Annotated in this window: 9 protein-coding genes; 3 read left to right on the top strand and 6 right to left on the bottom strand. The window is 64.4% G+C overall.

Annotated elements, in window-relative coordinates; translation table 11 throughout:
* Positions 1-141: 141 nt before the first annotated feature.
* Positions 142-1,467, top strand: coding sequence for a lytic murein transglycosylase (locus CKO15_RS00750; RefSeq protein ID WP_200191505.1), 1,326 nt, complete (start codon positions 142-144; stop codon positions 1,465-1,467).
* Positions 1,468-1,475: 8 nt separating this feature from the next.
* Here the strand turns inward: CKO15_RS00750 and CKO15_RS00745 are convergent, their stop codons facing one another.
* Positions 1,476-1,820 (bottom strand): glutaredoxin family protein, encoded by a 345-nt coding sequence (locus CKO15_RS00745; RefSeq protein ID WP_200191503.1) that lies wholly within the window; start codon positions 1,818-1,820, stop codon positions 1,476-1,478.
* Positions 1,821-2,081: 261 nt separating this feature from the next.
* On the opposite strand from CKO15_RS00745, the gene ppk1 reads away from it, so the two are divergent.
* The gene (gene ppk1 / locus CKO15_RS00740) at positions 2,082-4,190 is read left to right on the top strand and encodes a polyphosphate kinase 1 (RefSeq protein WP_200191501.1); all 2,109 of its coding nucleotides are present in this window, start codon (positions 2,082-2,084) and stop codon (positions 4,188-4,190) included.
* Here the strand turns inward: ppk1 and CKO15_RS00735 are convergent.
* The 5 genes from CKO15_RS00735 to ppsR all read right to left on the bottom strand — a co-directional run bounded on the left by CKO15_RS00735 (position 4,136) and on the right by ppsR (position 9,273).
* Positions 4,136-5,728 (bottom strand): Ppx/GppA phosphatase family protein, encoded by a 1,593-nt coding sequence (locus tag CKO15_RS00735; protein ID WP_338035963.1) that lies wholly within the window; start codon positions 5,726-5,728, stop codon positions 4,136-4,138. The two genes, ppk1 and CKO15_RS00735, sit on opposite strands and share 55 nt — an antisense overlap.
* Positions 5,703-7,241: a sensor domain-containing diguanylate cyclase gene (locus tag CKO15_RS00730; RefSeq protein WP_200191499.1), complete on the bottom strand. Its 1,539-nt coding sequence runs from the start codon at positions 7,239-7,241 to the stop codon at positions 5,703-5,705. The genes CKO15_RS00735 and CKO15_RS00730 overlap by 26 nt, the downstream gene beginning before the upstream one ends.
* On the bottom strand, positions 7,162-7,674 hold the full coding sequence (locus tag CKO15_RS00725; protein WP_200191497.1) for an Rrf2 family transcriptional regulator: 513 nt from the start codon (positions 7,672-7,674) through the stop codon (positions 7,162-7,164). The genes CKO15_RS00730 and CKO15_RS00725 overlap by 80 nt, the downstream gene beginning before the upstream one ends.
* Before the next feature lie 50 nt (positions 7,675-7,724).
* A complete protein-coding gene (locus CKO15_RS00720; protein WP_242464455.1) occupies positions 7,725-8,351 on the bottom strand; it encodes a DUF1249 domain-containing protein in 627 nt (208 codons plus the stop codon).
* 88 nt (positions 8,352-8,439) lie between these two features.
* Positions 8,440-9,273, bottom strand: a complete 834-nt coding sequence (gene ppsR / locus CKO15_RS00715; protein ID WP_242464454.1) for a posphoenolpyruvate synthetase regulatory kinase/phosphorylase PpsR — start codon at positions 9,271-9,273, stop codon at positions 8,440-8,442.
* Between the two features lie 295 nt (positions 9,274-9,568).
* On the opposite strand from ppsR, the gene ppsA reads away from it, so the two are divergent.
* Positions 9,569-11,944 carry a phosphoenolpyruvate synthase gene (gene ppsA, locus CKO15_RS00710; RefSeq protein WP_200191493.1) on the top strand — a complete coding sequence of 792 codons (2,376 nt, stop codon included), beginning with the start codon at positions 9,569-9,571 and terminating at the stop codon, positions 11,942-11,944.
* The last annotated feature ends 97 nt before the right edge of the window (positions 11,945-12,041 follow it).

Genomic DNA, 12,041 nt, shown 5'->3' with positions numbered 1-12,041 from the left:
GCAGAATGAGCCCGCTATGCAGGCCGACCCCGCACGAGGATATCATTGTTTCTTAGCCCGGTTCCGTCAAGTTGTCGGCCGCCCTGTACGCGCCCCCCACCAGCCGGCCCACCCAGGGCAGGCCGCCTGCGGAGGAAGTTGATGTCAGCCGCTCTCCCCCCCCTTCGACACCGCAGCCACCAGCAGCACAGCGACGCCGCTGCAGCCCCGGCACCACGGCCGGCACTGCGGTTGGCTCTGGCAACAGCGGCAACACTCGCGGCACTGGCCACACTGACGCTCAGTCCGCCGCTGGCCTCCGCCAGTAGCGCCCAAAGCACCCAAGACGACGACCCGGCACTCGCTCAGTGTCTGCTTGAACTGCGCAGCGACCTTGAGGCCGCCGGCTACGACGCCGACTTGGTCCGCGACACCTTAGCCCAGGCCAAACGCCTTGAACGCATCGTCGCCCTCGACCGGGCCCAGCCAGAGAGTGTGCAGTACTTCACTGACTACCTAGCGCAACGCGTAACCGCCGGACGCATCGAGCGCGGCCGCTTCATGTACCAAATCTACGAAGAGTTGCTCTGGAAAATCTACAGCGACTACGAAATCAGTCCGCGCTATCTCGTCGCACTCTGGGGCATGGAGACCCACTACGGCTCCTACTTCGGCCGCGTGCCGGTGATCGACGCACTCGTGACCTTGGCCTGTGACGATCGTCGCCCGCGCTTCTTCCGCGAGCAGATCGAGGCCACCATCGCGCTGCTTGAGCGCGGCGATCTGCACGCAGACGACCTCTACGGTTCGTGGGCGGGCGCGATCGGCCATACGCAGTTCATGCCGAGTACGATGCGCGCTCACGCCGTCGACTACGACGGCTCCGGTCGTATCGAGCTGCGCGATAGCGTCCCGGATGCCCTCGCCTCGGCGGCGAACTACTTGCAGCATCTGGGCTGGCGCCCTGGTGAGCGCTGGGGGCGTGAGGTCAAGCTAAGCAATCGCTTCAACTTCAAGTCCCTCGGGCTCGACGAACGACGCCCCCTGAACGAGTGGAGCGAACTCGGCATCCGCCGGGCCGACGGCTCCAGGCTGCCGGAGAGTACGATGGAGGCGGCCTTGCTGCTGCCGATGGGCCGCCACGGTCCGGCCTTTTTGGTCTACGACAACTTCGATCGGCTGCTGCGCTGGAACCCGTCGCAGTCGTTCGCCCTGGCCGTCGGCCACCTTGCCGACCGCATCGACGGCAGCGGACCGCTGCGCGCCGCTCCCCCGCCGGAGGAAGAGCTGCTCGATCTAGACGAACTGCGCGAGACCCAGGAACGTCTCAACGCACTCGGGTACGAGGCCGGCCCGGTCGACGGCATCCTCGGCCAACAGACGCGCAACGCCACGCGCGCCTTCCAGCAGGAGAACGGGCTACCGGCCGACGCCTTCCCCGACCGGGCGGTGCTTGAGGCGCTGCGCGAGGCCGAGCAACAGCCTTAGCGCTAGCGCTACGACTCCGGCGGCGGCGCCATCTCCTCGACGAGTGCGCGCAGGTAGGCGATGATGTCGGACGACTCATAGAGCCACTGCGCCGACTCGCCGTCGGGGATGTAGAGACACGGCACCATCCGCTTCCCCCCTTCCCGCTCCAGCCGCTGTGCGGCCTCGGGATCGGTGCCGATATCGATGCGCTCAAGCTCCAACCCAAGACTGCGCAGCGTCAAACCGACGCGCATACAGAAGGGACACCACTTGCGCTCATAGAGGACCAAGCCCTCAACTGCCTTCGCCAACCGCCGCTGCAGGCGCCGCTGCTCGCCCGGATCGGCACTGCTGCCCTCACTCTCGCTCATCGCTCCCCCTGATCATACTTGGCAATAGTTGCAAAAGAGATAGATGGTCATCCTTTCATAAAATGGTCATGAAGCCAAATCGGCAAGCTGATAGACTCGGACGGACAGACCAACGTATAGATCCAAGGCGATCGACGCCGATCGCCCCGACGAGCGGGTCTTGCGGAAGACCCGCGCCGGTAGACTGCCACGCCCCCAACAAGCGAGCACGACTCTAACAAGCGGGCACAACCCTGACGACTAGCTGGACCCTGATAGGCCATGGATAGCGAGACCCCGTCGATCGACCTCAACCAGCCCGAGTTCTACACCAATCGTTTGATCAGCCTGCTGGAGTTCAATCGTCGGGTGCTGGAACAGGCGAAAGACCCGCAGGTGCCCCTGCTTGAGCGGCTGAAGTTCCTCTGCATCCTCAGCACCAACATGGATGAGTTCTTCGAGATCCGTCTCGCTGGCGTCAAACAGAAGGCCGATCTCGGTTCGGTGCAGACCGAGATCGACGGGCGCAGCCCGCAAGAGGTGCTCGCCGCCACTGGGGCACTCGCCCACGAGATCACCCATGAGCAGTACCAGGTGCTCAACGAACAGGTCATCCCGGCGCTCGCCGAGCAGTCGATCCACTTCGTGCGTCGTCAGAGCTGGAGTCGCGCGCAACGGGCGTGGCTGCGTGCCTACTTCGAGGAGCAGTTGCTCCCGGTGCTCAGCCCACTCGGGCTCGACCCGGCGCACCCCTTTCCCAAGGTCCTGAACAAGAGCCTCAACTTCGTCCTCTCGCTCGAGGGCAAGGACGCCTTCGGACGCAACACCGGCTACGCCATCGTCCAGGCTCCGCGCTCACTGCCGCGCGTCATCCAGCTCCCCGCCAACGAGATCGAAGGCGGCGGTCCCAATGACTTCGTCTTCCTCTCCTCGGTCATCCACGCCTTTGTGAATGACCTCTTCCCCGGCATGACGGTGCGCGGCTGCTACCAGTTCCGGGTCACCCGCAACAGCGATCTCTTCATCGACGAGGAGGAGATCGACGATCTGATGCGGGCGCTCGAAGGCGAGCTACCACAGCGGCGCTACGGCCAGGCGGTGCGCCTTGAGGTCGCGGCCAACTGCCCCGATGAGATGGCCGATTTTCTGCTCAATGAGTTCGAGCTCGAGCGCGAAGATCTCTACCAAGTCGACGGGCCGGTCAACCTCAACCGCCTGATGGCCGTCTACGATCTGGTCGCTCGCACCGATCTCAAGTACCCCTCCTTTACCCCGGAGATGCCCCAGGCCCTCAGTGGCGGGTCGAGTCTGTTCAAGGTGATGCGCAAGCGCGATCTGCTGCTCCACCACCCCTTCGAGTCGTTCGTGCCGGTGATCGACCTGCTGCGCCAGGCCGCCGACGACCCGAACGTCCTCGCCATCAAGCAGACCCTCTATCGCACCGGCCCCGACTCGGCGATCGTCGAAAACCTCGTGCGTGCCGCCGAGGCGGGCAAAGAGGTCACGGTGGTCATCGAACTGCTCGCGCGCTTCGATGAGCGCGAGAACATCGTGCTGGCCAACCGCCTGCAAGAGGCAGGGGCGCACGTCGTCTACGGCGTCGTCGGCTACAAGACCCACTGCAAGATGTTGCTGATCGTCCGCCGCGAGGGGACGCTGCTGCGCAACTACGCCCACCTCGGCACCGGCAACTACCACTCGCGTACCGCCCGCCTCTACACCGACTACGGGCTGCTGACGGCCGATCGCCAAGTCACCGAGGACGTACGACGCATCTTTCTGCAGCTGACCAGCCTCGGGCGGTTCAAGGAGCTCTACCGGCTGCTGCAGGCCCCCTTCACCCTGCACGACGCCCTGCTCAATCGCATCGAGCGCGAGGCCGAACTGGCCAGCGCCGGTAAGCCGGGGCGCGTCATCGCCAAGGTCAACGCGCTGACCGAGCCGCGCATCATCCAGGCGCTCTATCGCGCCTCCCAAGCCGGGGTCGAGATCGACCTGATCGTGCGCGGCATCTGTGTGCTGCGCCCCGGCATCACTGGCCTCTCAGAGACGATTCGAGTGCGCTCGATCGTCGGTCGCTTCCTTGAGCACACCCGCGTCTACTGCTTCGGCAACGACGGCACACCGGAGATCTTTTGCGGCAGCGCCGACTGGATGGATCGCAACTTCTTCCGCCGTGTCGAGACCGCCTTCCCGGTCACCGATCCGGCCGCGCGCGAGCGCATCCTCAGCGATTTAGAGTGCTATCTGCAGGACAACTGCCAAGCGTGGCTGCTGCAGAGCGACGGCAGCTATGTGCGCGCCCAACCGGCCGCCGACGAGGCCCCCTTCAGCGCTCAACAGGCGCTCTTGGAGACCACCTCAAGCCGCCATCCGGCACGCTCTAAGTAGCGCGCCTCCTGCGCCAGGTCGGCGCGCAGCAGTGGGTTGTCAGCGAGCACCGACGCCGGCCAGGTCAGCGTCAAGACCCGCTTCGCCGTCCGGTCGAGCTCCGGCTCAGGCGCCGCGGCGTCACTGCGGCTGCGGTGCAGCAACACGGCTAGGCGCAGCAGCAGCGCCAGCCGGGTCGCCGGCTCTTGCCAGCGCGCCGGCAACTCGCGCCGCGGGGTACGGGCGAGCTTGCGCCGATGGACCCGCACCAGCACCGCCAGCAGCGCTTGTTCCTGGCGCGAAAAGCCGGCCAGATCAGCGTGCGTAAGGATATAGGCGCCGTGCTTGTGGTACTGCGCATGGGAGATATCGAGCCCGATCTCGTGGAGTTGCGCGGCCCAATCGAGCATGTCGTGATAGAGCGGATCGGTCAGGCCCCACGGCTCGGCGATCTGGGCATAGAGGCGCAGCGCCGTTGCCCGAATCCGCTCCGCCTGCCCGGCATCGACCGAGTAGCGCTGCCGCAGCGCCGCCACACTGGCATCGCGAGCGTCCTCGGCGCCGGCGACCAAACCGGCACGACCGCCGAGATCGTAGAGAATCCCTTCGCGCATGGCGCCATCGGCGACCTCCATCTGCTCGATCGAGAGCGCCTCAAAGACCGCCTTCAGCGCTGCCACACCACCGACAAAGACCGGCTGCCGGTCGGTCGAGAGCGCCGCCTTGGTGGCCAAGCGCCGACACTCGCCCTCCTTGATCAACGCCTGCACCAGCCGCTCAAGGCTTGAGGCACTGACCACACCCGGAGCATCACCGTAGAGCGCGGCACAGACCTGCGCCACCGCCTTGACCGTCCCGGAGGCCCCAACCGCGGCCTGCCAAGCCGTCGCGCCAAAGGCCGCCGTGATCGGACCAAGCTCAAGACGCCCGTGCAGCACCGCCGCTGCCATCGCCGCCTCGCTCACCCGCCCCTCAGCGAAGAACTCCGTACTCAACGCTACACACCCGAGGTGCAGGCTCTCCATCTGCAGCGGCCGACTGCCCTCACCCAAGATCAGCTCGGTACTGCCGCCACCGATATCGACCACCAGCCGGCGCCGCTGATCGAAGCCGAGACTGTGGGCAACGCCAAGATAGATCAGGCGCGCCTCCTCGAAGCCGGAGACGACTTCGATCGGCTGCCCCAGGGCGTGCTCAGCGGCCGGGAGCAGATCTTCGCTCGCCCGCGCCCGGCGCAAGGTATTGGTGCCGATTGCCCGCACACTCCCCGGATCGATCTCGCGCAGCCGCTCGGCGAAACGCTCCAGGCAAGCAACGGCACGCTGCTGTGCCGCCATATCGATGCGCTTTTCATCCGGCGTCAGCCCGGCGGCCAAGCGCACCGGTTCGCGCAGACGGTCGATGACCCGCAGAGTACCGGTCTGCGGCGTCAGCGCCGCAACGATCATATGAAAGCTGTTCGAGCCAAGATCGATGGCAGCGACAATGCGCTCGCCCCCTTGCTGCGGCTCGGGACGGTTCGTCGGTGAGGGGCTAGGAGGGGTGTTCTTGCTCGACACGATTGCGTCCGCTGCTCTTAGCTCGGTAAAGGGCTTCGTCGGCACCCCTGATCAGCGCCTCAATGGAGGAGAAGTGCGCCGCAGCGGTGGCGTTATTTGGATCGTAGAGAGCATAACCGATCGAGGCGGTCACATGGCGCCTCTGCAGCGTACCACCCATATCGTGGGGATGATCGGCAATCGCCTGGCGCAGGCGCTCCAAGACACCGCGCACGGCCAACTCGCCAAGCCCCGGCAGGGCGATCAAAAACTCCTCGCCACCGTAGCGGGCGAGGATATCCTGCTTGCGCACACTGCTACGCAAGATCTTTGCGACCCCGTAGAGCACAGCATCACCGGCCTGGTGCCCAAACTCGTCGTTAACACTTTTGAAGTGATCGAGATCGATCAGCGCCACTGCAAGCAGCTCACGCGCGCGACCGGCCCGCTCAAACGCGTGCTGCAGCCGCTCGGCAAGATGGCGCCGATTGTGCAGCTCGGTGAGCGGATCGCGCTCAGCCTGCTGCTTAAGGATGCTATTCTGAGCCTCCAGCTCCTGACTGCGCCGCTGCACCTGAGCGGCCTCGTGGATCATGTTGAGACTGCGCAGGGTCAGGACCTCGCGCGCCTGTTCCGAGATCCGGTTCAGCTCATCGCCACCCTGGATATCGACCTCGTAGACCTTGATCAGCTGTTTAACGGCGGTGGTCACCATTTCGAGCACTTCACCGAAGAGCGCCTGCTCCCAGCCGAAGTACCGATGGGCCAACGCCGCCGCCTGCACGGTCGCAGCCTCAGGATCTTCGGTCACCCAGACATCGGCCATCCGGCTGGAGAGCGCAACGACTCGCATCAGTTCCAGCTCGGGGCACGCCTCCGTATCCCCGCCGCAACCGGCGGTCGAACGCTCCGGCTCGTGACTCCCAGCCGCCGCTTGGCGCAAGTAATCGGGAAGATTCCAGCGCTCCATGAGCCAACTACCGAGCTCGGCGTGATCGACACCGAAGCAGCCGATCTCTGCCAGACGCAGTGCCTCATGATTCCCCGCCTCCCCCGCTAAGCGGCCGTAAGCGCGCGGCTCCATGGCGTCGAAGACCAGCATGCCGAGATCCTGAAGCATGCCAGCGAGCAGCAACTCTTCGCTGTTGAGACGGCCCTCGCGGATACCGATGCACTGCGCCGCTGCGCCACAAACCACGGCACGCCGCCAAAAAGCACTGCAGTCGAGGCGTCCCGGCCCCGACTGCAAGGAGTGCAACAGCGTAAACCCCAGAGAAAGCGTCAAGGTCGCCTCAATCCCCAGGGCCAATACCGCCTCGCGTAGGTTAGCCGCCTTACGCCGATGCGCGAACGCCGGCGAATTGGCCGCCGCCAACACCTTGACCGTAAGTGCCGGATCTCTCGACAAGACCTCTACGATCTCAAGGGCGTCAACCTCCGGCTGCTGACTCAGCTCAACGATGCGCAGCGCGACCCCAGGAACGGAGGGGAGACTCTTCATCTGCACCAGCTGCTGTTCGATCTCTGGCTTCATGCACGCTCTCGGTCAACGAGCCATGATACACCGCGTCCCCACCTTGCACCCCAGCAGCCATCTCCTGCAGCGTCATGCGATCGAGCAGTTCGTAAACCTGGCGACTCAGATCCGCCCATAGACCCACCCCCGGGTCCTCTTCGCCGTCACCCTCGATCTCGGGCGGTGTGCCGACGTAGCCGTCGACGGCCATGATGATCTGCGCCGCCGTGATCTGTTCAGCCGCCTTCGCTAGACGGTACCCGCCACCGGGGCCACGCACGCCATACACCAACCCCTCGCGGCGCAACGCGGCAAACAGCTGCTCTAGGTAGGACAACGAAATCCCCTGGCTCTTGGAAATCTCGGCCAATGTCACCGGCCGCTGCCCAGCGTGAACGGTAAGCTCAAGCATGGCTGCAACGGCGTAACGCCCTCTGGTTGATAAACGCATCAGACCGCCCCCTTGCCCTTGGTTATTTAAGGGATTTGCCTACATGATTTTTAGTCTGGCCGCCCCTCTGCGTCAACCCCCAATATTGATCGAGTGCAAACTCGGACCGCCTCCGGAAAGGCGTGCCCCTCCCCGAGGCTAAACCTCAACCACCTGTTTAAAAAACGATTTTCCGCCCAGCGCGTAACCAAATCGTCACTCGCTCGGCGCGCCCCTCCCTGCCCCACTTCCAAAACCTCGGCCAACCGGGCGTCGTGGTAAACCCGCACAGCCAAATCGGGCACCCGCTCCCCCTCGGCACCCGGATCTCCAGCGCCGCCGCCCGTGCCTGTTCCGACCTCGGCAACACGCTGGCTGGCAGTACGACTGAGACGGCCACGGTTACGGTTCGCCGCGCCATCTCCGCCCTCAGCGGCACTGGGTACACTGACCACGACAAAACGGTGCGTTAGCGATACCGTCGTGGTGTAGCGACCCTGATCAAGGATCTCCAAGCCCAGCTGCACACCGTCGCGGGAAAACGAAACCGGCGCCACCGCCCCACTCGCCAACCCGGGGGCGAGTCGGCGCATGTAGATGTAGTTGGTTTCGTAGAGCTCCATAAGCGCCGCAAAGCTGCGCGGCGGAACCTCTAGCGCACCGGTTGTCACGGCGGTGTCGATCATGCGCGGGAGCATAACACGACTGCCCCGCCTGCGAGCCACCGACACCATCGAGTTTAGGGTCTTTTTTGGACCCCCACCGACGTGCGGCCGCTTAAGTGCGTTAGACTCGACGCGGCAAGCCGCGCTGATGGATCAGCGTCGAGGCGATCTCCTCGATCGACATCGTCGTGATATCCATATAGGGGATCCGTTCGCGGCGGAACATCGCCTCGGCACGGGCGACTTCCAACTCGCACTGCCGCAACTCAGCGTACCGGCTGTTAGGGCGGCGCTCTTGACGAATCTGGTGCAAACGGTCGGGATCGATGGTCAGCCCGAAGAGTCGATCTTGCTGCTGGCGCAGCCCTTCCGGCAGCCCCGAACGGGCGCGCACGGAGCTGAAATCATCGGCGGTCAGCGGGTAGTTGGCCGCATAGATCCCGTACTGCAGCGCCAAGTAGAGCGCTGCCGGCGTCTTGCCGCTGCGCGAGACACCGACCAAGATGATGTCAGCACGCCCGTAATGGCGTAGAGTGGCGCCGTCGTCGTGGTGCAACGCGAAATTCATCGCCTCGATCCGCACGTCGTACATGGTATCATCGGCGATGCCGTGCGACCGGCCGATGATGTGCTGCGAGGGGATCTTCAACTCGCGCTCAAGCGGCTGGATGAAGGTATCGAAGAAGTCGAACAGGACAATCTTCTCGCTTTCGCGCAGGACGGCAAGGACCTCCTGGTCGATAATGGTTGAGAAGACGATGGGACGGTGGCGATCGGCCATCGAGACCGTCTCGATCCGTTGCAGCGCGCTCCGTGCGCGCTCCGGCGTATCGACAAAGGGAAGCGTCGCCTGCTCGGTAGCTACGGCGAACTGGGTCAGCAGCGAACAGCCAAGCGCCTCGGCGGTGATTCCGGTGCGATCGGAGACGAAAAAGACTCTGCGCATGTCTGTCATCGGTAGCGAGTCATTGGTGCAAGTACAAGTCATCGGTAACGATCTGGCGATTGTGGCTCAGCGGGCACGGCTCGCGATAGCCGCCTAGCGCGGCGTCGCCCACTGCAACGGCAGCAGCACCCCCGGTGCGCGGCGATGCTGGTGAGCCGACCAGGCGAGCAGACATGGTAGACCAAAGCGCCGGCGCTGGCACGCAGCGAGTAAACAGCGCCGAACAGCGGATAAATGGTCGCGCCAGAGAATCTAACGGACGATCCAACGTAAGCACACAGCGAAGCTTCAGGGGAGTACAGCCTTGCAAGACTATGTAGTAGAGCTCGACGCCCTCGGCATGGGCGATGTGGACCGGGTCGGTGGCAAGAACGCCTCGCTCGGCGAGATGATCAGCAACCTGAGCCACGCCGGTGTCCACGTGCCCGGAGGATTCGCCACTACCGCTGCCGCCTACTGGGCCTTTCTGGATGCCAATGGGCTGCGCGAAAAGATCCGGGATGCGCTCGCCGATCTCAATGTCGACGATGTCGAGCAGCTCGCCGCTACCGGTGCCCACATCCGCCAAATGGTCCTCGACGCTCCCTTCCCGGAGTCCATTGATGCCGCCATCCGCGCCAGCTACGAGAAGCTAGAAGCCGCGGCGGCAGGCGAAGCCTCTTTTGCGGTGCGCTCCTCGGCCACCGCCGAAGACCTGCCCGATGCCTCGTTCGCCGGCCAGCAGGAGACCTACCTGAACGTGCGCGGCATCGACGGCATTCGCGAGGCCATCCACCACGTCTTCGCCTCGCTCTTTACCGATCGGGCCATCTCCTACCGCGTCCACCACGGCTTTGACCACGAGCAAGTCGCGCTCTCGGCCGGTATTCAGCGCATGGTGCGCTCCGATATCGGTGCCTCGGGCGTGATGTTTACCATCGACACCGAGTCGGGCTTCCCCGATGCCGTCTTTATCACCGCCTCTTGGGGGCTCGGTGAGACGGTCGTCCAGGGCGCCGTCAATCCCGATGAGTTCTACGTCTATAAGCCGAATCTGGCGGCCGGGCGACCGGCGATCCTGCGCCGCAGCCTCGGCGGTAAGGCGATCAAGATGGTCTACTCGGGAGACGCTGCACACGGTAAGACCGTCGCCACCGTCGATGTGCCGGAAGACGACCGGATGCGCTTTTGCATTACCGACGAGGATATCGAAGACCTCGCCCGGCAGGCTGTGATCATCGAGCAGCACTACGGCCGCCCGATGGATATCGAGTGGGGCAAGGACGGCAACGACGGCCAGATCTACATCCTGCAGGCGCGCCCAGAGACGGTCAAAAGCCGCGACGGCGGCCAAACGCTTGAGCGCTATCATCTAAAAAACCGCAGCGAAGTGCTCGTCGAGGGGCGTGCCATCGGCCAGCGTATCGGCGCCGGGCGCTCGCGCGTCGTCGCCAGCGTCGATGAGATCAACCGCGTCGAGCCCGGCGATGTCCTCGTCACCGACATGACCGACCCGGACTGGGAGCCGATCATGAAGCGTGCCGCTGCGATCGTCACCAACCGGGGCGGACGCACCTGTCACGCAGCGATCATCGCCCGCGAGCTCGGCATCCCGGCGATCGTCGGCTGCGGCGATGCCACCGCGAAGATCCCCGACAGCACTGAGGTCACAGTCTCGTGCGCCGAGGGCGACACCGGCTACGTCTATTCCGGACTGCAGGACTACGAGGTCCGCGAGGTCGCGCTGCAGGATATGCCGGAGCTGCCGTTTAAGATCATGATGAACGTCGGCAACCCCGACCGCGCCTTTGACTTCCGCTTCCTGCCGAACGCCGGCGTCGGTTTAGCCCGGGTCGAGTTCATCATCAACCGCATGATCGGCATCCACCCGAAGGCCCTGCTCGAGTTCGATCAGCAAGAGCCGAGCATCCAGCGGGTCATCGCCTCGCAGACCGCCGGCTACGAGAACCCCGAGGAGTTCTACGTCGATAAGCTCGCCGAAGGGGTCTCGATGCTCGGTGCCGCCTTCCACCCGAAGCCGGTCATCGTGCGGCTCTCCGATTTCAAATCGAACGAGTACGCCAACTTGATCGGTGGCGAGAAGTACGAGCCGCACGAAGAGAATCCGATGATCGGTTTCCGCGGCGCCTCGCGCTACATCGCCCCGCACTTCCAAGACTGCTTCAAACTCGAGTGCCGAGCCTTGCGCCGCGTCCGCGACGAGATGGGGCTCGATAACGTCTGGCTGATGGTGCCCTTCGTCCGCACCCTCGATGAGGCGCGGCAGGTTATTGATCTGCTCGCTGCCAACGGCCTGGAGCGCGGCAAGAACGGGCTGAAGGTGATGATGATGTGCGAGCTGCCGTCGAATGCGGTGCTTGCCGATGAGTTCCTGGAGCTCTTCGACGGTTTCTCGATCGGCTCGAACGACTTAACGCAGCTGACCCTCGGGCTCGATCGCGACTCCGGGGTCATCGCACACCTCTTCGATGAGCGTGACGAGGCGGTCAAACGGCTGCTCGCGATGGCCATTCAGGCGTGCAACCGCCACGGCAAGTACGTCGGCATCTGCGGCCAAGGCCCCTCCGATCACCCCGACCTAGCACGCTGGCTGATGGAGCAAGGGATCGAGAGCGTCTCGCTCAACCCAGATAGCGTCGTCGAGACGTGGCTCTACCTGGCAGGCAAGGAGCAGGCCTAGGGGTGGGCCGGGAATGGCCCAGGAATAGCGGGCCTAGGGGTGGACCAGAAATGGCCCAGAAATGGCCCAGAAATGGCCAGGGATGGCCAGAGTTTGA

This window comes from Halorhodospira abdelmalekii (assembly GCF_016583625.1).
Classification (GTDB): Bacteria; Pseudomonadota; Gammaproteobacteria; order Nitrococcales; family Halorhodospiraceae; genus Halorhodospira; species Halorhodospira abdelmalekii.
Note: the sequence above shows the minus strand (reverse complement) of the source record. Positions and strands in the feature narration are given on the sequence as shown.

Coding starts and splice junctions, on each gene's coding strand:
- CKO15_RS00745 (WP_200191503.1), bottom strand. CDS start 1,820: ATGAGCGAGAGTGAGGGCAGCAGTGCCGATCCGGGCGAGCAGCGGCGC.
- CKO15_RS00720 (WP_242464455.1), bottom strand. CDS start 8,351: ATGCTCCCGCGCATGATCGACACCGCCGTGACAACCGGTGCGCTAGAG.
- CKO15_RS00750 (WP_200191505.1), top strand. CDS start 142: ATGTCAGCCGCTCTCCCCCCCCTTCGACACCGCAGCCACCAGCAGCAC.
- ppsR (WP_242464454.1), bottom strand. CDS start 9,273: ATGACAGACATGCGCAGAGTCTTTTTCGTCTCCGATCGCACCGGAATC.
- CKO15_RS00730 (WP_200191499.1), bottom strand. CDS start 7,241: ATGAAGCCAGAGATCGAACAGCAGCTGGTGCAGATGAAGAGTCTCCCC.
- ppk1 (WP_200191501.1), top strand. CDS start 2,082: ATGGATAGCGAGACCCCGTCGATCGACCTCAACCAGCCCGAGTTCTAC.
- CKO15_RS00725 (WP_200191497.1), bottom strand. CDS start 7,674: ATGCGTTTATCAACCAGAGGGCGTTACGCCGTTGCAGCCATGCTTGAG.